The organism is Spirillospora sp. CA-142024, from assembly GCF_050942325.1.
GTDB lineage: Bacteria > Actinomycetota > Actinomycetes > Streptosporangiales > Streptosporangiaceae > Spirillospora.
Genome location: NZ_CP192077.1, coordinates 3291250 through 3314042, shown reverse-complemented (window position 1 = coordinate 3314042; position 22793 = coordinate 3291250). Strand labels below are relative to the sequence as shown.

Here is a 22793-nt window from a genome sequence, read left to right as displayed (position 1 = left end):
ACCCCTCAAGGCGTGATGTCGGTCAGGCGGGTCTTGACGACCTTGCCCATGGCGTTGCGGGGCAGCGCGCCGACCAGGTGGACGACGCGCGGCCGCTTGTGCACCGACAGGCGTCCGGCGACGAAGTCGATGAGCTGCTTCTCGCCGACCCCTTCGGCGACGACGTAGGCGGTGACCTGCTCGCCGAGGTCGTCGTGCGGGGTGCCGACGACCGCCGCCTCCCGGACCGCGGGATGCGCGAGCAGCGCGTTCTCGATCTCGCCGGCGCCGATCCGGTAGCCGCCGCTCTTGATGAGGTCGGTGGACGCGCGGCCGACGATCCGGTGCCAGCCGTCCGGGCCGATCGTGGCGATGTCGCCGGTGCGGAACCAGCCGTCCGCCGTGAACGACTTCGCGGTGGCCTCCGGGCGGTTGAGGTACCCCTTGAACAGCAGCGGGGCGCGGACGTGCAGCTCGCCGGGCGTCTCGCCGTCCGGGGGGACGCCGGAGCCGTCCTCGGCGGCCAGGCGGGTCTCCACACCGGGCAGCGGAGTGCCGACGTAGCCGGGCCGCCGGTCGCCGCCGGCGCGCGCGCTGAGCGTGATGAGCGTCTCCGTCATGCCGTACCGCTCGACCGGGCGGTGCCCGGTGAGTCCGGCGAGCCGCTCGAAGACGGGCACGGGAAGGGGCGCGCTGCCGGAGACGAGGAGGCGGGCGCCGCGGAGGGCCTCCGCGGCGGACGGGTCCGCCGCGGTCCGCGACCAGACGGTGGGGACGCCGAAGAACAGGCTGCCGCCGTCGTTCTCCGCCGCCGCCGCGTACAGCCCGGGCTTGGGACGCCCCGTGTGGACGAGCGGCGAGCCGACCCGCAGTGCGCCGAGGACGCCGAGGACGAGCCCGTGCACGTGGAACAGGGGCAGTCCGTGGACGAGGACGTCGCCGGGCGTCCAGGCCCAGGCTTCGGCGAGCGCGTCCAGCCCGGCGGCGATGGCCCCCCGCGAGATCAGCACGCCCTTCGGCGCGCCCGTCGTCCCGCTCGTGTAGAGGATCAGCGCGGTGGCGTCGGCGGGAACCTCGTCCCGCACGCTCCCGTTGTGCGGCAGCGCGCCGACCGGGACCAGCGGCGGCTCGCCGTCGACGGGCTGCGCGTCGCCGGTGGCCAGCAGCAGGCCCGCCCCCGAGTCGCCGAGGATGTGTGCGCGCTCGGCGGGACCGGAGTCCGGCGGCAGCGGCACCACGGGCACGCCGGCGAGGATGCCGCCGACGACCGCGGCGACGGTCTCCAGGGACGCCGTGGCGTGCACGGCGACGGCGTCTGCGCCCCGGATCTCCGCGGCGACGGCGGACGCCCAGCCGAGCAGCTCGTCGCGCGGCAGTTCCCGTCCGGCGACCCGCACCGGGCCGCCCGTCCCGCCGAGCAGGTCCATCACTCGCCCCTCTCCCTCTCGTCCAGCTGGAAGTATGCCGTCCGTGCCGGATTCCGCCATGACCTACCCCGCGCTCGCCGCGCGGCTGCTCGTCCTGCCGCCGTCGTGCGGCCCGGTCCGGATCGTCGCGGTGGACGGCCCGAGCGGCGCGGGCAAGTCGACGTTCGCCGACCACCTGGCGGAGGTCCTGGTCGGCGCGCCCGTCATCCGGTCGGACGATTTCCGCGTTCCCTGGGACGCCGACCCGCTGACCTGGTGGCGTCCCCTCCGCCGCGCGGTGCTCGACCCGCTGCGCGACGGCCGTCCCGCCGTGCTGCGCCGCTACGACTGGCATCACGACCGCTACGGGCCCGAAGAGGAGATCCCGCCCGCACCCGTCCTGTTCGTCGAGGGCGTCGGCTCGGCCTGGGCGAAGTCACCCGCCGCCTGCCGCATCTGGATCGACGCGCCCCACGATCTGCGCCGCGCCCGCGCCATCGACCGCGACGGCCCCGAGTACGCCGAAGCCTGGGACGCCTGGGCCGTCCGCGAGTCCGCCCTCTTCGCCGCCGACGGCACGCGGGCCCGCTGCGACCTGGACGTGGACGGCACCACCTTCACCCGGTACCGCTTCAAGGTGCGCCCTGCAGCCGAGGGGGACCACTTGATGACCCCATAGAGGACTTGGGATGTTGCGAATCCGTCTTCGAATTGGTCCCCGCGAAGTGCAGCGAGCGCATCACAAGAATGAACCGCACAAAGCGTGGCGATATGTGTCTACTCCCCTACAATGCGGAGTCATGTCACACCCACCCCCATACGGCCAAGGCCCCCACGGTCCTCCCCCGTACCACGGGGCAGACCCTTACCCGCCTCACCGCGTCCCGGACCCTTATCAATCCCCGCGCGGCGATTATCACCGCCGCGACGGCGCCGGAGCCGTCGCCGGCGTGATACGCGTGATCACCGGCTTCGTCGCGGCGATCTTCCTGCTCCACATCGTGTTCGTCGTGTTCGAGGCGAACCAGGGCAACGGCTTCGTCCACGGCGTCTACAACATCGCCAAGGTCCTGGTGCTCGGCCTCGGCGACGTCTTCACCCCCGATGACGCCAAGCTCGGGGTCGCCCTGAACTACGGGCTGGCGGCACTGCTCTACGTCGTCGTCGGCCAGCTCGTCATCAGCGCGTTCAACCGCCGCTGACCGTTTGAGCCGCCGATCCTGGCGTTGTCCGCGGGCGCGGTGACCGGAGCCGGTGGAAAACGACGGCCCGCCCCTGCCTCACCAAAGGAGTTTTCCCAACGCAGAGCCGGGTCGCCGCCTCCCATGCGCCCCTGCCGACGGGTGAACAGTCCGCCGCGATCAAGGAGGGGCTTGCACGCCGGTGAGATCACCAAATGCAAGGATCGGGGTTTCGGAGTAGCGATTCACCTCATAACGGCATGAGCGAGGACCCTGGGATCAGTTCATGATGATCAATGTCGATCGCACAAGCGTCGCCATGGGGGACGATGTCCTCCCCCATGCTCAGACGATCGAGCTGCCGCCTGAGACGTCCCTGGCCCGTGTCGTCGCTCATCTGCTGGAGCGGCACTTCCTCGCGACGATCGCCGGCGGGAAGGCCACGTGGATTCTCGTCGCCGGCGGTCCGCTGGCCGTCGTGGCGCAGCAGTGGGACGAACCCCGCTTCCTCGTCGACCCGTCCCGGCCGATCGGCTCGTTCGCCGCGGAGGGGGGCGGCGTCTCGCTCATGTTCAGGTACTGGAAGCAGAACGACCCCGACCGTGTCTTCGAGGACCTCGCCGCCGGACGCGAACCTGAGCGATGATCGCGCGGTGGGCAGGAGCAGGAAGACATTCATGCCGTGGCACCGTTCGGTCTTGCGGAAGGCCGCCGAGGCCGGGCTGGGCGCCGTCCGGCGGGTGCACCGGCAGCGCCGGGACTGGCCCGACTGGACCCGGCTGGCGCCCGGGATTCCGCTCTTCGGCGTGGCGGTGGGCGCGGTCGCCGTCTTCGACTGGCGTTCGGTCTTCCTGCTGCCCGTCCTGGCGTGGGCGGGCCTGGTCTGCTGGGTGCATCTGGCGCCGCTGCCGGGGCCGCACGGCCCGCGGCTCCGGTTCGCCGTGTGCGAGGGCGGGGTGCTGGTGCTGTCGCGAGCGGCCCCGGTCGCCATCCCGTGGGAGGCGCTGACGACGCCGAAGTTCGGCGTGAAAAGGACGATGCGGCGGCTCGTGTGGACCGACGGCGCCGACGAGCGCCACCTTGACGTCGGGCCGGTGAGCGGTGGCAGGGACCTGGGCCGGGCGGTCGCGAGCCGGGGGCCGGTGCGGGCCCGGGTGGGACCGCGGCTGGCGGTCGTCGCGGTGGGTGCGGCGACTCTGGCGCTGGTGGGATGGATGGCGCAGCCCTGGCTGGTTCGCGCCGTCCTCGGGGAGAAGCCCGAGCACCTGGAGGATCTCGCCCGGCTCTGCTCGCCGCAGGGCCGCCCCTTCGACGGCGTCGCGCCCTACGAGGGAGCGGGCCCGCACCCGCTGGTGTTCTTCGGCGAGGGCGCGGGGCGCCCCGACCTCGCGACCACCGGCGGCGGCAGGGCCCGGCCGGAGCCGGACGAGGTGCAGCTGGTGGCGTGCGGCCAACCGGCGGGCCGGGTGTCGGACACGCCGCTCCAGGTCTGCGACTACCAGGGCGGCCTGCGCCTGGAGTCCTACCAGGGCCGCCGGCATCTCGACGTCTTCGAGGCGCGCACCGGCCGCAGGGTCGGGCGGCAGACGCTGACCGGCCCCGGCGGCGCGGGGAAGTGCGCCCCTTCGCAGCTCGTCCACGGGGATCCGCCCTACACCGAGCTCCGGCGGACGGACACCTCTCCCCCGATGAGCGAGTACGAGGCGGCGCTGCGGGCCTACATCACCGGCCCGCGGCGCCCCTAGGCCGCCGTCACCGGTCGAGGGCGTCGACGTCGGCGGAGGCGGCACCGCCGGAGAGCTCGGAGTAACCGGACCCCCGGTCGAAGAACGGGACGGTGCCGCGCTCGGCGCGCAGACGCGCGCGGAGGGTCTCGGTCGCCGCCGCGTCCACGAGACCGTCGGCCAGGACGACGCCGTAGTCGTCGCGGGCGCCGTCCAGGGACACCTTGCCGTCGCGGACGTCGGCCGCCACACGGGACGGGTCGCGGTTCAGCGGGTCGCCCCAGCCGCCTCCCCCGGTCGTGCGGATGCGGATGATCTGACCGGCGCGGACGGGCCGGTCGTCCACGAGACCGTCCATCTCCTCGCCGTCGATGTCGACGCGGAAGGGACGTCCCGCGCGGCCCCCGTTGACGCCCCAGCACGACAGGATCGAGCGGTCGGCGATCGACATGTAGTGGGCGTCGCGGAGCATCCGGATGTGCTTGTCGTAGCCGAGGCCGCCCCGGTACTCCCCCGGCCCGCCCGAGTCGACGGCCAGGCCGAGCCGCTCGACGACGAACGGCCAGCGCGCCTCGGCGAACTCGGCGGGGATGTTGCGGGAGTCCGGCACGACGTGGATGGTGTCCTCGCCGTCGGCGTAGTAGCGGCCGCCGGAACCGCCGCCGAGCACCTCCCGCATCAGGTAGGGGCCGCGGTCGTCCTCCCCGTAGACGCCGGTGTAGCGGATCGTCTCCTGGTCGGCGGGCATCCGGCCGCCGGTGGCCTTTGCGAGGACGCCGGCGAGGACGCCGAGCAGCCGCAGGATCACGAAGGTGCGGGCGTTGGTCGGCGCGGGGAAGACGGGCGTCAGCAGCGTGCCCTTCTCCGGGAACCGCATCTCGATGAGCGGCACCACGCCCTCGTTGACGTCCAGTTCGGCGGCCCGCTCCGGTGTGTCGGCCAGGTTCCGCAGGACGGGCGCCAGCCACTTCTTCAGGAACACCCCGCCGGAGTAGTCGCCCGCGTGGTTGATCGGGCCCTTGGCCTGCGGAGACGTCCCGGTGAAGTCGATGACCAGGGGAACGGCCGCCGCCTTGTCGACGGTCAGCGTGATGCGCTGCGCGTGCAGGCGGGGCGGGTCGACGCCGTCGTGCTCGGCGTAGTCCTCCCAGACGAACGTGCCGTCCGGGATCTTGGCCAGGAGTTCGCGGCGGAACGTCTCGGTGGTCCGGTCGATGATCGCGTCGAAGCACGCCTCGACGTCCGCGCGGCCGTAGCGGGCGAACAGGTCGCCGAGCCGGCGGGCGCCCATCAGGCACGCCGAGCACTCGGCGTCCAGGTCGCCGGCGAGCGAGTCCGGCATCCGCGAGTTGCGGGTCATGATGGCCAGCGCCGCCTCGTTCGGGACGCCCCGGTCCCACAGCTTGATAGGCGGGACCATCAGGCCCTCCTCGAACGCGCTGCGGGCATGGCTCGGCATCGAGCCGGGGACGGCGCCGCCGATGTCGTCGTGGTGCCCGAACGCCTGGACGAACGCGACCACCTCGTCCTCGTGGAACACCGGGACCGTCACGCACAGGTCAGGCAGATGCCCGATGCCGCCTTCCGACAGGTACACGTCATTGTGGAAGAACACGTCGCCCGGGCGCATCTCCTCCGGCGGGAAGTCGCGCGCGACCGGCTGGACGAGCGCCGAGTACGACCGCCCGGTCAGCTTGCGGAGGCGCCGGTCGTGGATCCCGGCCCGGAAGTCGTGCGCGTCCCGGATCATCGGGGACCGCGCCGTCCGCGCGATGGCCGTCTCGACCTCGCGCTCCACCGACGCGAGCGTCCCCTCCACGATCTCCAGCAGGATCGGATCGATCATCGCGTGACCACCAGGTTTCCGTGACCGTCGAGGCGTGCCGTGAAGCCGGGGTGCAGCGGGAGCGTCGAGCCGAACTCCTCGATGACGGCCGGGCCCTCGATCGTGTCTCCCGGGGCGAGCTTCTCGCGCCGGTAGATCGCGCTCTCCTCCCATGCGTCGAAGTAGACCGTCCGCCTGCCGGTGCGGGCCCGTGACGGATCGCCGTCGCCCGGCGGACGTTCCACCAGGCGGGGACGTTCGATCGGGCCGATGCCGGAGACGCGCAGGTTGACCCACTCGACCGGGTGGCGCGGGTCGTCCCGGTAGCAGTAGCCGTAGAGCGCCTCGTGGGCGTCGTGGAACCGGCGGACCGCCTCGGCGCGGAACGCGTCGTCCGGCGGCCCGGCGGGCGCGGGGACCCGCACCTCGAACGCCTGCCCGTAGTAGCGCAGGTCGGCGGAGCGGGCGAAGCGCCGGCGGTCCTCCGGGAACCCCTCGCGGGCGAGCGCGTCCGCGGCCTCGCGTTCGAGGTCGGCGTAGACCTCGCCGAGCAGCGCCGGGTCGAGTTCGGCGTCGCGGACGACCCGCGTCCGGACGTGGTCGTTCTTCACGTCCACGGTGAGCAGCCCGAACGCCGACAGGTTGCCGGGGTTCTCCGGGACGACCGCGGCGGGCAGGCCGAGGACGTCGAGCAGCCGGCACGCGAGCAGCGGCCCGGAGCCGCCGAACGCGACGAGCGGGTAGTCGCGCACGTCGAGGCCCCGCTTCACGGTGATCTGCCGGATGGCGTTGGCCTGGTTCCACGCCGAGATCTCCAGGATCCCGGCCGCGGCCCGCTCGAACGGCAGGCCGAGCTCCTTGGCGAGGGCGTCGAGTCCCGAGCGGGCGGCGCCGACGTCCAGGGGTACCTCGCCGCCGAGCAGATGCGGCGGGATGCGGCCGAGCACGGCGTGCGCGTCGGTCACCGTGACCTCGGCGCCGCCGCGCCCGTAGCAGAGCGGGCCCGGGTCCGCGCCCGCGCTGCGCGGCCCGACCTTCAGCGCGCCCTCGGGCGACCGCCACGCCACCGATCCGCCGCCCGCGCCGACCGTGACGATGTCGATCATCGGGATCTTCACCGGGTGACGGCCGATCGAGCCCTCCGTCGTCAACGTGGGCTCACCGCCGAGGACGACCGCGACGTCGGTGGACGTCCCGCCGCCGTCCAAGGTCACGACTGAACCGTGGCCACTGCGGGAGACCACGAAGGCGGCCCCGAGCGCCCCGGCGGCCGGGCCGGACAGCACCGTCGTGATCGGCTGCCGGGCGACCTCGTCCGCCGACAGCACGCCGCCGTTGCTCTTCATCACCAGCAGCCGGGCCGCGACGCGCTCGGCGATCCGCGCCAGGTACCCGTTCATCGCCGGCTTGACGGCGGCGTCGACCACCGTCGTCACCGACCGCTCGTACTCGCGGTACTCGCGCAGCACCTCGCACGACAGCGACACCACCGCGTCCGGATGCTCGCGGGCCAGCACGTCCCGCATCGCGAGCTCGTGCGACGGGTCGGCGTAGGAGTGCAGGAAGCACACCCCGATCGCGAGAATCCCCTGGTCGCGGAACCATCGGGCCGCCGCGACGGCCGACTCCTCGTCGAAGGGGCGCAGTTCGGCGCCGGTGTGGCCGAGCCGCCCGCCGACCGTCCGGACCCGGTGCGCCGGGACGATCCGCGGCGGCTTCACCCAGAAGTAGCTGTTGCCGTAGCCGTCCGGGACGCTCTGCCGGGCGATCTCCAGCACCGACTCGAATCCCTCGGTCGTGACGAACCCGAGGTCGTCGATCCGGTCCTCCAGGAGACGGTTCGTCGCGACCGTCGTCCCGTGCGACAGCGCCGCGACGTCCTCCGGCCCCGCGCCGAGCAGCCCGAGGATCTTCGCCACGCCGTCCGCGAACCCCTCCGCCGGGTCGGCGGGGGTCGAGGGCGTCTTGGTCGTGGTCAGGCCCCCGTCCTCGTCCAGCGCGACGACGTCGGTGAACGTCCCGCCCGTGTCGATCCCGATCCGCAGCCGCCGCCTCGCCATGCCGAAAGGTCTACCGGACGCCGCCCACCTGCGAAACCGTCGCAACCTGCCAACGGACGCGGCGTTCTTTCGTGAGGCCGCGTTGAGGCTAGGCTGAACACTTCCATCCGACGCATCCGACGACACACTGCTGGAGCCTCTCCATGGCGCTTGAACGCCCCGAGATCGACTTTCCCGAGGGACAGCCGCCCACGTACCTCGACATCACCGACATCACCGAGGGCGACGGCCCCGAGGCGACCAAGGGGTCGCACGTGTCGATGCACTACGTCGGCGTGTCGTGGTCAACGGGCGAGGAGTTCGACGCGTCCTGGAACACCGGCGGCACCCTGGACTTCCAGCTCGGCACCGGCCGCGTCATCAAGGGCTGGGACATGGGCATCGCGGGCATGAAGGTCGGCGGCCGGCGCAAGCTCGTCATCCCGCCGCACCTCGCCTACGGCGATCGCAGCCCCAGCCCGGCGATCAAGCCCGGCGAGACGCTCATCTTCGTCGTCGACCTGGTGGACGTGTCCTAGCGGTTCGAGCGGCGGGCGATCCGGGATGATCGGCCCGGATGCCCGCCGTTGCCGTGCCCGGGACCGGAACGGCGCCCGAGGAGGTGGCCGAGGGCGACGCCGGCGAGGGCGACCGCCCCGCCGGCGGCGAACGCGACGGTCATCGGCCAGGGCGCGGCGCCCCGTTCCGGCACGGCCGCGGCGCGTCCCGCGTAGACCGGGCCCGCGCCGGACGGGGCCGGCGCGGCGGCGGCTGCGGGTTCCGCGGCGGGCGCGGGCGCGGTGATGTCGCGTTCTACGGCGGCGAAGAACTCGCCCGCGGTCCGCTTGGCGACGCTGCCCAGCATCCGCTGCCCGACGCCGCCGACCATCCCGCCGACGACCGCGTCGGCGTCGTAGTCGATGCGGGTCGTCCCGTCGCCGTCCGACAGCCGGACGCGGACGGTCGCGTCGACCGTGCCGGGCGCCCCCTGACCGCGGGCGCGCAGCACGAACGAGCGGGGCGGATCGGGATCGGCGAGTTCGACCTGCCCCACGTAGGTGCCCTGGATCGAGGCGACCCCCGCCGTGACCGTCATGCGGTAGGTGTCGGGTCCCGTCTCCTCCAGGGAGCGGCACCCGGGGATCGTCCTGGCCAGGACGGCCGGGTCCTGAAGCGCGTCCCAGACGCGGTCGAGCGGCGCGGCGACGCTGGCACTGCCGGTGAGCTGCATGACCCGACTTTAGAGAACGCCGCCGCCCCGCCGAACGGCAACATGTGCCGAGTACACGCCGAGGGTTGGGCAGATGCGCCCCGAAAGCGGCCGGGAATGGTCAGATATGTCGCAGGTTCCGCCGGGTGCGAACCCCGGTCCCCACCCGCGCGTCAACCGATGCGGAACCACCACGGCCCGTCCCCCCAGCGAAACGGAGTACGCGGCAGATGCGAGGGAAGACGCCCGTCATCGCGATGGTCGCCGCCGGCGTGCTGGGCGTGGCCGCGGGCGGCTGGCCCGTCCTGACCGCCGGGAGCGGCGGCTCGGGGCCGTCCATGCGGGCGCAGCTCGCCACGGTGCTCGGCGACCAGAAATGGGCGACGCCGAAACCCGGGTCGTGGACGATGCCGCAGCCCTCCGCCGACGGCCTGCCGCCGGTCATCACCGACATCGACACCCAGGACCGCGTCGTCTTCCTCACCATCGACGACGGCTACACCTACGACTCCGAGTTCGTGAACCTCGTCCGCAAGGAGAAGGTTCCGATCATGACGTTCCTGACCTCGACCTACATCAAGGGCCAGGGGCAGTACTTCTGGGCCTTGCGCAACGCGGGCTCGGCCATGGAGAACCACACCGTCAGCCACCCCAACATGGCGACGCTCGGCCCCGAGGCGCAGAAGAAGGAGATCTGCGACTCCTCGGACGCGATCGCGAAGCAGTACGGGCGCCGGCCCGAGATCTTCCGGCCCCCGTTCGGCAGCTACAACAAGACCACGCTGCAGGCCGCCAAGGAATGCGGCATCAAGTCGGTGCTCATCTGGTCGGCCGAGTTCTACAACGGCACCTCCGGGCCCGGCGTCGGGTACAACGGCTTCGCCCGCCGCGACGGCGCCAAGGGCTTCAAGCCCGGCGACATCGTCCTCATGCACTACCGCAAGGGCCTCGCCGGAGAGCTGCAGATGATCCTCGGCTGGATCAGGCAGGCCGGGTTCCGGCCCGCCGCCGTCCAGAACTACCTGCCCAGATCCCTCGGCGGCAACGCCCCCGACAAGCCCGGCCCCGCCTGAAACCGACCTTCCCGGAGGAATCCCGGTTACGCCGAACGCCCGGGCGGCCCTTCACTAGGGTCAACACGCTGGCGGGGTTGAGGTCCCCCGCTACCCGAGCCGACCCCGCCAGCATCAGACTCCGGGGCCCGGCGTCCCCGCCCGGGCGTCAGCCCGCCCGCACGCCCTCCCGGACCCGCAGCGACGGGTCCCCCGCGGCGCGGAGCCGCAGCGTGTACAGGGCGTCCGGGGAGAGCGGCATCGCGTCCACCCGGATGCCCTCCGCGTCCTCCACCGCCGACGCGATCACCGCCGACACCGGGATGACGCCGGCCTCCCCCGCGCCCTTGATGCCGAGCGGGTTCAGCGGCGACGGCGTCTCCAGATGATCGGTCTCGATGCGCGGGACCTCCGTCGCGTACGGCATCAGGAAGTCCATGAACGACGCGTTCAGCAGCTGCCCCGACCCGTCGTACACCATGCGCTCGTACAGCGCGCCGCCGATGCCCTGCGCGACTCCGCCGTGGATCTGCCCCTCGACGACCATCGGGTTGATGAGCCGCCCGCAGTCATGGACGACCGCGTACCGCAGGACGGCGATCTCGGCCGTGTCCGGATCGATCTCCACGATCGCGGCGTGGGCCCCGGCCGCGAACGTCGACCGCACCGGCGAGTAGTAGTCGCGCCCCTCCAGGCCCGGCTCCTCCCCCGGCGCGACGGGCGGCTCGGTGACGGGCCGGCCGACCGCGAACTGCGTCGCCGCCGCGGCCTCCTCGTCGAACGCGTACCGCAGCGGGTTCGACAGGACCGCGACCGTCCGCAGCGGCACGGCCGCCGACAGGTCGCCCCGCACGTGCACGATCCCGTCGGTGATGTCCAGGTCGTCCGGGTCCGCTTCGAGCGCCTCCCCCGCGATGCGCAGCGCCTTGCGGCGCACCTTCCGGCAGGCCAGCGCGATCGCGTTGCCGCTCATCACCGCCGCACGGGACGCGAACGTCCCGACCGCGTACCCGAACCGCCGCGTGTCGCCCGTCGTCACCCGCACGTCCTCGACGGGGACGCCGAGCTCCGCCGCGGCGATCTGCGCGAACACCGTCTCGTGGCCCTGCCCCTGCGAGGTCAGGCCGGTCGAGACGTGCACCCGGCCGGCGGTGTCGATCTCGACGTGGCCGCCCTCGTACGGGCCCACGCCGGTGCCCTCGACGTAGACGCCGAGGCCGATGCCGATGCGGCGGCCCCGGGCCGCGGCGGCGGCGCGCTCGGCCTCGAACCCGTCCCAGCCGATCAGCTCCCGCGCCTTGCGGAGCAGCTCGGGGTAGTCGCCCGAGTCGTAGATCAGCGGACGGCCGTCCTGGAACGTGAGGCCCTGGTCGTAGGGGAACTCGCCGGGCTGGATGAAGTTCGCGGCGCGCACGCCGGCGCGGTCCCGGCCGAGGTGGCGGGCGATGCGGTCCATCGTCCGCTCCATGCAGAACACGCCCTGCGGGCGGCCCGCGCCCCGGTACGGGGTGACGATCAGCGTGTTGGTGTAGAGGCTGACGACCTCCGCCCGGTACGCGCCGATCTTGTAGGGGCCGAGGAGCTGGGTGGACGTGACGATCGGGATGATGATCCCGTACGGAGTGTAGGCGCCGTGGTCGTGCAGGATCCGCACGTCCAGCCCGAGGACGCGGCCCGCGTCGTCGAACCCGACCCGGACGTGCTGGAGCTGGCCGCGTTCGTGCGCGGCGGACACGAAGTGCTCGCGGCGGTCCTCGGTCCACTTGATCTCGCGGTCCAGCAGCCGCGCCGCCCACGGGACGAGCACCTCCTCGGGCCACGGGTGGACGATCTTCACGCCGAAGCCGCCGCCGACGTCCGGCGCGATCACCTCGACCTTGCCGTTCGGCAGCCCGAGCCGCGCGGCGATCGCGGCCCGCACGCTCGTGGACGCCTGCGTGGACGAGTACACCCGCAGCGAGCCGTCGTCGGCGTCCCACCGCGCGTAGACGCCGCGTCCCTCCAGCGGCATGGACGCGCTGCGCTCGATCGAGAGGCCGAACTCCAGCACGTGCGGCGCGGCGTCGATCGCGGCGCGGGCGTCGCCGTTCTCCTGGACGAGGACGGCCCCGACGTTGCCGGGCACGTCGTCGTGGACGAGATGCTCGGCCCGCTCGGCGTTCTCGATGCCGACGACGGCGGGCAGCGGCTCGTACTCGACGCGGATGCGCTCGGCGGCGTCCTCCGCCAGGTAGCGGTCGCGGGCCACGACCATCACGACGGGCTCGCCGACGTGCCGGACGACGTCGCGGGCGAGCGGGTAACCGGTGCGGCCATGGGTCAGCGCCGGGTGCGGGATGAGCAGCGGCAGCGGCTCCCCCACCCGCCCCGGGAGGTCCTCCCACGTGTAGACGGCGACCAGCCCGTCGACGTCGAGCGCTTCCGACACGTCGATGTCGGCGATCCGGGCGTGCGCGTGCGGGGACCGGACGAACGCCGCCGCCAGCGCGTCCCGCCCGAGGTCGTCCAGGTAGCGGCCGCGGCCGGTGAGGAGCCTGCCGTCCTCGCGCCGCCTGACCGGTTCACCGAACACCCGGGTGCCCATCACGACTCCTCGGCGATCAGTTCTGCGGCGCGGTGCACCGACTTCACGATGTTCTGGTACCCGGTGCAGCGGCACAGGTTCCCCGAGATCCCTTCGAGCACCTGGTCGTCCGTCGGACGGGGCGTCTCCCGCAGCAGCGCCGTGACGGTGCACAGGAACCCCGGTGTACAGAAGCCGCACTGCAGCCCGTGGCATTCACGGAAGGCGCGCTGCACGGCCGACGGCGTCCCGTCCGCGGCGGCGAGCCCTTCGACGGTCGTGATCTCGTGGCCGGAGGCGGTGACGGCGAACATCAGGCACGACCGCACCGGCTCCCCGTCCAGCAGGACGGTGCAGCAGCCGCAGACGCCGTGCTCGCAGCCGACGTGCGTGCCGGTGAGCCCGAGATCGTGCCGGAGCAGGTCCGACAGCAGCCGCCGCGCCGGGACGCGGGCCGCGCGGTGCGTCCCGTTGACGGTCACGGCGACCTCGAAGTCCTCCTCCATCAGTCCCCCGCCTCCATCAGTCCCCCGCCTTCCGCATCGCCGCGGCCGCGGCCGCGTTCAGGGCGCGCTCGGTCAGCACGCCGGTCAGGTGCCGCCGGTACCCGGCGCCCGCGTGGATGTCCGGTTCCGGGTCGATCCGCTCCCGGACGTGGGCGGCGGCGGCCGCCCAGTCGCCGTGCGGCCCCGCGGCCTCGGTCAGGTCGAGGACGAGCGGCGTCGCGGAGACGCCGAGGTACCCGGCGCGGGCGGCGTGGATCCGGAGGTCCTCGTCCAGGGTGACGACGGCGGCGACGCCGGCGAGCGCGTAGTCGCCGTGCCGCCGGGCCGTCTCGGTGAACGCGGTGCCGGTGCGGGGCGGGGCCGCCGGGAAGAACGCGGAGACGGCCAGCTCACCGGGTTCGAGCGCCGATTCGAGCGGCCCCCGGAAGAACTCGGCGGCGGGGATCGTGCGGCGGCCCCGGGCCGACGCCGCCTCGACCGTCCCGCCGAGGACGGCGAGCACGGCGGGCAGTTCGGCGGCGGGGTCGGCGTGCGCGAGGCTGCCGACGGCCGTCCCCCGGTTGCGGATGACGGGATGCGCGACGTGCCGGAGCGCCTGCCCGAGGAGCGGCTGGACGGCGGCGGCCTCCGCCGAGCGCTCCACCCGCGCGTGCCGGGCGAGCGCGCCGACCCGCACGCCCTCGTCCCCCGCATGGAGGGTGTCCAGCTCGGCGACCCGGTTGATGTCGACCAGGTCGGACGGCGCGGCCAGCCGCATGTTGAGCAGCGGGATGAGGCTCTGGCCGCCCGCGAGCACCTTGCCGCCGGGCACGGCGGCGAGCGCGGCGAGGGCCTCGCCGAGCGTGCCCGGTGCGTGGTAGCCGAACGGAGGTGGTTTCACCGCGTCGGGCCGCCGATCTCCGTCTCCGCAGGCGCGATGACGCCGGCGCCCGAGTCGTCCGGTTTCCGGAGCACGTTCAGGACGTGGTACCCGAGCAGGACGGCGATGGTGCCGAGCGCGATGCCCTGCAGCGGGAAGTCGTCGGTGATCTGCAGCGTCACGTCCCCGATCGCCAGGATGATCCCCGCCGCCACCGGGACGAGGTTGACCGGGTCGGCGAAGTCGACGCGGTTCTCGATCCAGATCTTCGCGCCGAGCAGGCCGATCATCCCGTACAGCACGACGGTGATGCCGCCGAGCACGCCGCCGGGCGTCGCGGCGACGAGCGCGCCGAACTTGGGGCACAGCCCGAACAGGATCGCCACGGCCGCGGCGACGTAGTAGGCGGCCGTCGAGTAGATCCGGGTCGCGGCCATGACGCCGATGTTCTCGGCGTAGGTGGTGGTGGGCGAGCCGCCGACCGCGCTCGCGAGGGCGGTGCCGATGCCGTCGGCGGTGATGGCGCGGCCGAGGACGGGGTCGAGGTCGTCGCCGGTCATCGCCGACACGGCCTTCACGTGCCCGGTGTTCTCCGCGATGAGTGCGATGACGGCGGGCAGCGCCAGGAAGACCGCCGAGGTCTTGAAGTCGGGCCCGTGCAGGTCCGGGAACCCGAACCAGTCGGCCGCCTTCACGGCCGCGAAGCCGACCCGGTCGTGCGGGAACGCGGTGGCGACGCAGTACGGGCCCTCGGCCGTGCACGCCTTGCCCGCCCCGTCCAGCAGGTTCTGGCCCGGCAGCACCGACGTGATCTGCCCCGCGGTCTTGTCGAGGATCCACGAGAGGGCGAAGCCGAACACGAGCGCCAGCAGGATCGTGATGCGCGCCCAGAAACCGCGCAGCAGCACCGCGCAGAGGACGGCGAAGCCCAGCGTCGCCAGCGCGACCCACTGGTCCTGCGGCCAGTAGACGGTGGCCACCACCGGAGCGAGGTTGAACCCGATGAGCATGACGACGGCGCCGGTCACCACGGGCGGGAACACCCGCTGGATGAGGTCGCCGCCCGCGAAGTGGATGAGCACGCCGATCACGGCGAGCACGGCGCCCGCCACCAGGATCGCCCCGGTCACGGTCGCGCTGTCGCCGCCCGCCGCGCGGATCGCCGCGACCGCCCCGACGAACGAGGCGCTCGTGCCGAGGTAGCTCGGCACCCGGCCGCCGACGATCAGCAGGAACAGGATCGTCGCGACCCCGGACATCATGATCGCCAGGTTGGGGTCCAGGCCCATCACCACGGGGAACACGAACGTCGCCCCGAACATCGCCACCACGTGCTGCGCGCCGATGCCGGCGGTGCGCGGCCACGACAGCCGCTCGTCCGGCCTGACGACCTCCCCGGGCGGCGGCGTTCGCCCGTCGCCGTGCAGCTTCCAGCCGATCACCATCGGGGCCCTCCTGCTCAGCCGACCGCGTTATGCGGGCAAGGTAGATCTACCCCGGTGGGCGGGCATCGGCGACATCTGCCAAAGCCCGGGGCCGGGATTGGGAGGACCGGCCGGTGTACCGCGACCCCGCGTGGCGTCCCGGGATCACCGAGACCGCGACACTACCCTCAGATACCGCGCATGCGCAGTACGTGAAGGGCGAGGGTGAGGTTGAGCCGTAGATGCGCGTCCTCGGTGAACGCTCCGAGCATCCGTTCCAGCTTGCCGATGCGGTACCGCAGCGTGTTGTAGTGGAAGTGGAGCCGGCGGGCCGTCTCGGCGACGTTGAGGTTCGTCTCCAGCAGCACCTGCAGGGTGCGGCGCAGGTCGACGAGCTCCGGCTCGTCGTCGGCGGCGAGGTCGCCCAGGGTCTCCCGGACGAACGCGTGCAGCTCGTCCGGGTCGGAGACGAGGCTCAGCAGCCGGTACACGCCGAGCTGGTCGAAGTGCGCCCGCGCGCCCGCGCCGTTCAGCTGGCGTCCGACCCGGACGGCCTTCACCGCCTGCTCGTACGCCTCGGGCAGCGCCGCCGGGGAGGTCACCGTCCGGCTGATGCCGGTGGAGAACGTCCGCCGCACGGGCAGGTGCTCGGCGAAGATCGACGAAGCCTCCTTGACCATCGCCTGCACGGGGCCGTTCGCCCATTCGGCGGGGTCGTCGCCCTCGGCGCCGACGACCGCGACGACCTCGTGCGCGAAGCTGGCGACGGCCGCGCCGCGGTCGTAACGCCGGACGGCCGTCGTCCACGCGGCCGCGAGCCGTTCCTGCGCGGACCGCTCCTCGGTGCCGCGCACGCCGCGCGCCCCGCCGTCGGGCTCGGCGGTCCTGCCGCGGCCCTTCCCGTCGGTCTCGGCGGCGCCGCGCGGGCGCCCGTCGAGCTCGGCGACGACCACCATCATCGGGCGGTCCAGGTTCCAGCCGAACCCGCCGCAGTGCGCGACGACCCGGTCGTCGCCGCCGGCGCGCCCGGCGAGGATGTCGCGCAGGAAGTCGGCGCGGTACTTGCTCTCCACCGCCGCGACGGCCTGCTGCTTGGTCACCACGAGCGCGGCGACGGTGGCGGCCCGTTCCAGGATGCCGAGGTCGGTGCCGCGCAGCGTGCCGGCGGGGCTGAACGCGACGATCCGGCCGTGGTCGAAACCGCCCGCCATCACGGGCACGACGAGGTGGTCGCCGGTGCCGTGCGCGCCGATGACGCCGCAGCCGCCGCGGCCGCACTCCGCGTGCCGGCCGGCGTCGAACGCCCGCATCGCCTGGACGTGCTCGTCCGGCCCGGCGCCGGCGAGCACCCGCTGCTCGCCGTCCAGGACCACGACCGCGACGTCCAGCAGCGTCGCGACCTCGTCCACGACCTCCTGGAGCCCGCCGCCGCACAGCACGATCTGCACCAGCGCACGGTGCACCTCCTCGGTGCGGGCGAGGACGGCCGCCTGCCGGTTCAGGATGTCGGTCAGGACCTGGTTCAGGATGTCGTCGAAGCCGACGTCGTTCGGGAGCAGGATCAGGGGGAAGCCGCGCCGGTCGGCCTGCGCGATCATCTCGGCGGGGAGCGAGTCCAGGTAGCGGCCCAGTTTGATGGCCAGGGCCGCGAGGCCGCGCTCGTCCAGGTCGGCGACCAGGTTGTCGAGCGACTGGGGGGTGTTGCGGAGGGGGTAGCCGGTGGTCAGGAGCAGCTCGTTCGGTTTGACCCACGACAGGATGTCGGGGACCTCCATCACGTTGAGCCGCTGGACGACGCGTTCGAGTCCGGCCCGTCCGGCGATGAGGCGGGCGCCGTTCAGGGTGCTGACGCCGAGGACCTCGCCGACCGACAGGCCGTAGGTCAGAGTTCCGGTACTCGCGAGCCGGAGGGCCGGTGGGCCCGGGTCCGCAGTGGTGTAGCTCATGCCAGGGGTCACCTCGCCTTTTGGTGCGTACATCGCCCGTTACGGCGTGATCGCTACCGGTTTCTGATCAACACTGACAACAAAGACGAACGATGACAACCATCCTTGGCAGCTTTCTCCATACGTCCGGTGCGAGGGCCGTTCTACGGTCGTCGCGGAGGCCGGGCCGCCCGTGTGCCGGGCGGCCGCCGACAACGGCCTCGGGAGGATCCGTGACCGCTCTCGTCCGCGACCCGATCCGGCTCCCGGCCCGGCCCGGACGGCGGCCCCCCGCCGCCGGCGCCGCGAGCCTCGCGCTGCGGCCGGTGCTCGACCCGCCGCGCCGCGCGGCCCGGGTGATCGCCGTCTTCCCGGCGGCGCTGTACCTGGAGATGCGGGGCGGCCCCGAGCCGCGCGTGCTCGCCGTCGTCACCTCCGACGCCGGCCGACTGCCGAACGCGGTGGTGGTCGTCGCCACCCGCCGCGAGCATCCGTTCCGGTCCGTCCGCGAGGGCGGCGAGGCGTTCGTGGGCGACGGCCGGATCGAGGCCGACGGGCTGAACGTGCGCGTCCGCCGCTGGTGGGACCCGTCCCCGGCGCTCGGCGGGATGCAGCCGGCCGCGCTCGCCCGCGGCCTGCGCGCCCTGGAGGCCGAACTGACCGCCGCCGGCGCGCTCACCGCCGCCGGGCCGGCGGGCGAGGGGCTGGTGGGCGGGGGCCTCGCCGGGCATCCGGACCCGGCCGCGCTCGCCGGGGCCTGCGCGGACGGCGACCTGGCGGGCGCCGTGGAGGCGGCCGAGCGGATCGTGGGCCTCGGCCCGGGGCTGACGCCGAGCGGCGACGACATCCTGTGCGGCCTGCTCGCGGCGCTGCGGCTGGTCGGCGGCGCCGTCCGGCACGGCGGGACGGCGGTGTGGCTCGCCGACTGGCTCGGCGCGGCCGTCACCGCGGACGCCGGCACCCGCACGACGGCCCTGGCCGCGACGCTGCTGCACTGTGCGGCCGCCGGCAACGCGGGCGGCGAGGTGACCGCCGTCCTGCGCTGCGTCGCGGGCCACGAACCTCCGGCCGCGGCCGTGCGGCGCCTGCTCGCGGTCGGGCACACGTCGGGCACGGACCTGGCGCACGGCGTCCTCGCGGGCTGCCGCGCCGCCCTCGCCCTCACCTCCTCCGCCGCCCAGCATGCTCCGAGGGTCACTGCATGAGCGAAGCGAACCGGGGGGTGTGGGGGGGCGCCCCTTCACAGGAAGGGCACGTGACGGATTGGGTCGAGGTGCGGCGGGGGAGCTACCACGATTCGGTCACGCTCATGCGGGTGAGCCGGCTGATGTCGGAGCGGCCGGGCGTCGCCGGGGCGATGGTCGCGATGGGCACCGGGCCGAACCGCGAGATGTTCGGGCGGATGGGGTTCGGGGTGCCGGACGAGGCCGGGCCGGACGATCTGGTCGTGGCCGTCCGCGTGGCGGACGGCGGGCTCGACGAGGCGCGGGAGGCACTCGACGCGCTGCTGCGCGAGGCGTCCCGCCCGCCGGCGGAGCCGGGCGGGCTCGGGGCGGCACCGGCCAGGACGACGGGGTCGGCGGCGTCCCGCGGGGACGCGACCGTGGCGCTGCTGTCGGTGCCGGGGCCGCACGTGTTCCCCGAGGCGATGGACGCGCTCGACGCCGGCCTCAACGTGATGATCTTCAGTGACAACGTGCCGCTCGCCGAGGAGATCGCGCTGAAGGAGGCGGCGGCGCGGCGCGGGCTGATCGTGATGGGCCCGGACTGCGGGACGGCGGTGATCGGCGGCGCGGGCCTGGGGTTCGCGAACGCGGTGCGGCCGGGCCCGGTCGGCGTCGTCGCGGCGTCCGGGACGGGCGCGCAGCAGCTGATGTGCCTGCTGGACGCGGCCGGCACCGGCGTCAGCCATGTGCTGGGCGTCGGGGGGCGGGACCTGTCGCCGGAGGTGAGCGGCCGGTCGGCGCTGTCCGCGCTGGCGGCGCTGGACGCCGACCCCGGCACCGAGCTGATCGTGCTGGTGTCCAAGCCGCCCGCGCCGCAGGTGCTGGACCTGATCCGGGAGGCGGCGCGGCGGCTGGACACCCCCGTGGTGTTCGCGCTGCCGATGCCCGGCGAGGACGACCTGACGCGGGCGGCGGAGAAGGCGCTGAAGGCGCTCGGCCGGGCCGTTCCCGAGTGGCCGCGCTGGCCGTCGTCCCGGCGTCCGGCGCGCGCGGGCGGGCGGGCGCTGCGCGGGCTGTTCGCGGGCGGGACGCTGCGCGACGAGGCCGAGATGATCGCGCGGGACGCCCTCGGCCGGGACCTGGAGGCGCGCGGCCACCGGTTCACCGACTTCGGCGACGACGCCTACACGCGGGGCCGCGCGCACCCGATGATCGATCCGACGCTGCGCCTGGAGGCGCTGCGGGACGAGGCGGCCGACACCGGGTGCGGGGTCCTGCTCCTGGACGTGGTGCTCGGGCACGGCGCCGAACCCGACCCGGCCGCCGCGCTCGCCCCGGTCATCGCGGAGGCGGTGAAGGACCGCCCGGACCTCGCCGTCGTCGTGTCGCTGTGCGGGACGCCCGCGGACCCGCAGGACCGCGACCGCCAGGCCGCCGCGCTCCGCGACGCGGGCGCGGACGTGTTCGCCTCCAACGCCCAGGCTGCCCGGCACGCCCTCGCTCTGGTGGAGGGCCCGCCGGCGGAAGGGACGTCCCGATGAACGACCAGCGGCACCTGCTGGGCGGGCTGCTGTCCCGCGAGCCGAACGTCGTCGCGACCGGCGTGGACGTGCTCGCCGCCGCGCTCGCCGACCAGGCCGTCCCGGTGGAGACGGTCGACTGGCGGCCGCCGCCGGCCGGGACGGAGGCCGCGCTCGCCGCGGTGCTCGGCGCCCCGGGGCACGCGGAGGCCAACGCCCGCGCCGTCCAGCGGATGGTGTCGGCGCGTCCGCACCTGGTGGACGTCCGCCCGGCGGGCGACGTCCTCGGCCTGGAGAAGGGCGCGTTCCTGCACGCGGGGCCGCCGCTGGAGTGGGAGCGGGCGTCCGGCCCGATGCGCGGTGCGCTCGTCGGCGCGATGCTCCTCGAAGGGCTGGCCGAGACGCCGCGCGGCGCCGAACGCGCGCTGGAGCGCGGCGCGGCCTCGTTCGAGCCGTGCCACCATCACGCGGCGGTCGGGCCGATGGCGGGCGTCGTCAGCCCGTCCATGTGGATGCTGGTGGTGGAGGACGCCGAGCACGGCGGCACCTCGTACTGCTCGCTCAACGAGGGCCTCGGGAAGGTGCTGCGGTACGGGGCGTACGGGCCGGAGGTGATCGAGCGGCTGACGTGGATGGGCGAGGTGCTCGGCCCGGCGCTGCGGGCGGCCGTGCGGCGGCACGGCCCGCTCGACCTGGTGTCGCTGATCGCGCAGGCGCTGCAGATGGGCGACGAGCTGCACAACCGGAACCGGGCGGCGACGTCGCTGCTGCTGCGCGAGCTGGCGCCCGCGCTGGCCGCGGCCGAGGACGTGCCCCGGGCGAGGGCCGCCGAGGCGCTGCGGTTCGCGGCGGGCAACGACCACTTCTTCCTGAACGCGGGCATGGCGGCGGCGAAGGCGTGCGCGGACGCGGCCCGGGACGTCCCCGGGTCCAGCCTGGTCGTGGCGATGGCCCGCAACGGCACCGACTTCGGCATCCAGGTGTCGGGCACGGGCGACCGCTGGTTCACCGGCCCGGCGGGCGTTCCCGACGGCCTCTACCTCGGCGGGTACGGCCCGGACGACGCCAACCCCGACATCGGCGACTCGGCGATCACCGAGACGGCCGGGATGGGCGGGTTCGCGCTCGCCGCCGCGCCGGCGATCGTCCGGTTCGTCGGCGGCGAGGTCCCGGACGCGGTGGCCGCCACCCAGCGGATGTACGAGATCACGCTCGCGGAGCATCCGGCGCTGCAGATCCCGCTGCTGTCGTTCCGCGGCACCCCGGTGGGGGTGGACGTCACCCGCGTCGTCCGCACCGGGATCCTGCCGGTCATCGACACCGGCATCGCCGGGCGGGAGGCCGGCACCGGCCAGGTCGGCGCCGGTCTCGTCGAACCGCCGGCGAACGTGTTCGCCGACGCCCTGCACGCCCTCGCGGAGATCGCGTAGCGCTCCCGGCAGCGGGTAACGTCCCCGGCATGAGCGAGCCGATCACCGGGGAGCAGTTCGCCCTGAGCGCCGGGCCGTACCAGGCCGTCATCACCGAGTCGGGCGCGAGCCTGCGCGAGCTGACGTACGAGGGGCGGCCGGTCGTCCTGTCCCACGGTGCCGACGAGCCCGCCCCGGCGGCGTTCGGGCATCTGCTGATCCCGTGGCCGAACCGCATCGACCGCGGCCGCTACGAGTACGGCGGTTCGGAGCACCAGCTCGACGTGTCCGAGCCCGCCCGCGACTGCGCGATCCACGGGCTCGTCCGCTGGGCGTCGTGGAAGGCGGCCGGGCACGAACCGGACCGGGTGCGGCTGACGCACCGGCTCCTCGGGACCGCCGGCTATCCGTTCCGGCTGGACCTGGAGGTCGAGTACGCGCTGGACGCCGCAGGCGGGCTCCGCGTCCGGCACGGCGTGCGCAACGCCGGGACGAAGACCGCGCCCTACGGCCACGGCGCCCACCCCTACCTGACGGTCGGCGAGCCGATCGACGGCTGCACGGTCACGCTCGGCGCCGACCGGTACGTCCCGGTGGACGAGCGGATGGTCCCGTCCGGCCCGTCCCTCGACGTCACCGGGACCGGGTACGACCTGCGCGAGGGGCCCGTCTTCGGCGACCGGCGCATCGACAACGCGTTCGCCGACCTGAACCGGGACGGCGCCGGCCGCGTCTGGGTGGTCCTGTCCGGCGGCGGCCGGACGGTCCGGCTCTGGGCCGACGAGGCGCACCCGTGGATGGAGATCTACACCGCCGAGAACGCCCCGGCGCCCCGTTCGGGTCTCGGCGTCGAACCGATGACCTGCCCGCCGAACGCGTTCGCCTCCGGGGAGGGCGTCATCGACCTCGAACCGGGCGCGGAGTTCCACGGCACCTGGGGCATTCTGGCGTCCTGATCACGCGGGACCGGTTCCCTAGCCGGTGCGGGTTGGGGGATCATGTGCT

Annotated in this window: 19 protein-coding genes; 10 read left to right on the top strand and 9 right to left on the bottom strand. The window is 73.9% G+C overall.

What is annotated here, in order from left to right; genetic code table 11:
- Positions 1 to 5: 5 nt before the first annotated feature.
- Complete coding sequence (locus tag ACQPZP_RS16075) at positions 6 to 1406, bottom strand: acyl-CoA synthetase (RefSeq protein WP_433478414.1); 1401 nt, start codon at positions 1404 to 1406, stop codon at positions 6 to 8.
- A gap of 58 nt (positions 1407 to 1464) precedes the next feature.
- Here ACQPZP_RS16075 and ACQPZP_RS16070 point away from each other — a divergent pair, with 58 nt between their 5' ends.
- The 4 genes from ACQPZP_RS16070 (at position 1465) to ACQPZP_RS16055 (ending at position 4311) form a co-directional block, all read left to right on the top strand.
- Positions 1465 to 2064, top strand: a complete 600-nt coding sequence (locus ACQPZP_RS16070; RefSeq protein WP_433478413.1) for a uridine kinase family protein — start codon at positions 1465 to 1467, stop codon at positions 2062 to 2064.
- 280 nt (positions 2065 to 2344) lie between these two features.
- On the top strand, positions 2345 to 2587 hold the full coding sequence (locus ACQPZP_RS16065; RefSeq protein ID WP_433478412.1) for a hypothetical protein: 243 nt from the start codon (positions 2345 to 2347) through the stop codon (positions 2585 to 2587).
- 298 nt (positions 2588 to 2885) lie between these two features.
- Positions 2886 to 3212 carry a hypothetical protein gene (locus ACQPZP_RS16060; protein ID WP_433478411.1) on the top strand — a complete coding sequence of 109 codons (327 nt, stop codon included), beginning with the start codon at positions 2886 to 2888 and terminating at the stop codon, positions 3210 to 3212.
- Positions 3213 to 3264: 52 nt separating this feature from the next.
- Positions 3265 to 4311: a hypothetical protein gene (locus tag ACQPZP_RS16055; protein WP_433478410.1), complete on the top strand. Its 1047-nt coding sequence runs from the start codon at positions 3265 to 3267 to the stop codon at positions 4309 to 4311.
- A 7-nt stretch (positions 4312 to 4318) separates the two neighbouring features.
- Here ACQPZP_RS16055 and ACQPZP_RS16050 read toward each other — a convergent pair whose 3' ends face one another.
- Together ACQPZP_RS16050 and ACQPZP_RS16045 are read right to left on the bottom strand one after the other, a co-directional pair.
- Entirely contained in the window at positions 4319 to 6136 is a 1818-nt protein-coding gene (locus ACQPZP_RS16050; RefSeq protein WP_433478409.1) for a hydantoinase B/oxoprolinase family protein, read from the bottom strand.
- Positions 6133 to 8175: a hydantoinase/oxoprolinase family protein gene (locus ACQPZP_RS16045; RefSeq protein ID WP_433478408.1), complete on the bottom strand. Its 2043-nt coding sequence runs from the start codon at positions 8173 to 8175 to the stop codon at positions 6133 to 6135. The genes ACQPZP_RS16050 and ACQPZP_RS16045 overlap by 4 nt, the downstream gene beginning before the upstream one ends.
- Positions 8176 to 8318: 143 nt before the next feature.
- Between ACQPZP_RS16045 and ACQPZP_RS16040 the strand changes: the two genes are divergently transcribed.
- The gene (locus ACQPZP_RS16040) at positions 8319 to 8693 is read left to right on the top strand and encodes an FKBP-type peptidyl-prolyl cis-trans isomerase (protein WP_433478407.1); all 375 of its coding nucleotides are present in this window, start codon (positions 8319 to 8321) and stop codon (positions 8691 to 8693) included.
- On the opposite strand, the gene ACQPZP_RS16035 is transcribed toward ACQPZP_RS16040, so the two are convergent.
- Positions 8690 to 9385, bottom strand: a complete 696-nt coding sequence (locus ACQPZP_RS16035) for an SRPBCC family protein (RefSeq protein ID WP_433478406.1) — start codon at positions 9383 to 9385, stop codon at positions 8690 to 8692. The genes ACQPZP_RS16040 and ACQPZP_RS16035 overlap by 4 nt on opposite strands.
- Positions 9386 to 9594: 209 nt before the next feature.
- Here ACQPZP_RS16035 and ACQPZP_RS16030 point away from each other — a divergent pair, with 209 nt between their 5' ends.
- The gene (locus ACQPZP_RS16030; RefSeq protein WP_433478405.1) at positions 9595 to 10437 is read left to right on the top strand and encodes a polysaccharide deacetylase family protein; all 843 of its coding nucleotides are present in this window, start codon (positions 9595 to 9597) and stop codon (positions 10435 to 10437) included.
- 148 nt (positions 10438 to 10585) lie between these two features.
- Here the strand turns inward: ACQPZP_RS16030 and cutA are convergent, their stop codons facing one another.
- The 5 genes from cutA to ACQPZP_RS16005 all read right to left on the bottom strand — a co-directional run bounded on the left by cutA (position 10586) and on the right by ACQPZP_RS16005 (position 17714).
- A complete protein-coding gene (gene cutA, locus ACQPZP_RS16025) occupies positions 10586 to 13000 on the bottom strand; it encodes an aerobic carbon-monoxide dehydrogenase large subunit (protein ID WP_433478404.1) in 2415 nt (804 codons plus the stop codon).
- On the bottom strand, positions 13000 to 13485 hold the full coding sequence (locus ACQPZP_RS16020) for a (2Fe-2S)-binding protein (protein WP_433478403.1): 486 nt from the start codon (positions 13483 to 13485) through the stop codon (positions 13000 to 13002). Before ACQPZP_RS16020 ends, cutA begins: the two co-directional genes overlap by 1 nt.
- Before the next feature lie 16 nt (positions 13486 to 13501).
- Positions 13502 to 14365: an FAD binding domain-containing protein gene (locus ACQPZP_RS16015; protein WP_433478402.1), complete on the bottom strand. Its 864-nt coding sequence runs from the start codon at positions 14363 to 14365 to the stop codon at positions 13502 to 13504.
- The gene (locus tag ACQPZP_RS16010) at positions 14362 to 15789 is read right to left on the bottom strand and encodes a uracil-xanthine permease family protein (protein ID WP_433478401.1); all 1428 of its coding nucleotides are present in this window, start codon (positions 15787 to 15789) and stop codon (positions 14362 to 14364) included. The genes ACQPZP_RS16015 and ACQPZP_RS16010 overlap by 4 nt, the downstream gene beginning before the upstream one ends.
- Positions 15790 to 15956: 167 nt before the next feature.
- A complete protein-coding gene (locus ACQPZP_RS16005) occupies positions 15957 to 17714 on the bottom strand; it encodes a PucR family transcriptional regulator (protein ID WP_433478400.1) in 1758 nt (585 codons plus the stop codon).
- A 212-nt stretch (positions 17715 to 17926) separates the two neighbouring features.
- Here ACQPZP_RS16005 and ACQPZP_RS16000 point away from each other — a divergent pair, with 212 nt between their 5' ends.
- From ACQPZP_RS16000 to ACQPZP_RS15985, 4 genes are read left to right on the top strand one after another with little or no spacing between them, the layout of a single operon-like run.
- Positions 17927 to 18898, top strand: a complete 972-nt coding sequence (locus ACQPZP_RS16000) for an oxamate carbamoyltransferase subunit AllH family protein (protein ID WP_433478399.1) — start codon at positions 17927 to 17929, stop codon at positions 18896 to 18898.
- 50 nt (positions 18899 to 18948) lie between these two features.
- On the top strand, positions 18949 to 20400 hold the full coding sequence (locus ACQPZP_RS15995) for an FdrA family protein (protein ID WP_433478398.1): 1452 nt from the start codon (positions 18949 to 18951) through the stop codon (positions 20398 to 20400).
- Positions 20397 to 21809: a DUF1116 domain-containing protein gene (locus tag ACQPZP_RS15990; protein ID WP_433478397.1), complete on the top strand. Its 1413-nt coding sequence runs from the start codon at positions 20397 to 20399 to the stop codon at positions 21807 to 21809. The genes ACQPZP_RS15995 and ACQPZP_RS15990 overlap by 4 nt, the downstream gene beginning before the upstream one ends.
- Positions 21810 to 21838: 29 nt before the next feature.
- A complete protein-coding gene (locus tag ACQPZP_RS15985; protein ID WP_433478396.1) occupies positions 21839 to 22744 on the top strand; it encodes an aldose 1-epimerase family protein in 906 nt (301 codons plus the stop codon).
- The last annotated feature ends 49 nt before the right edge of the window (positions 22745 to 22793 follow it).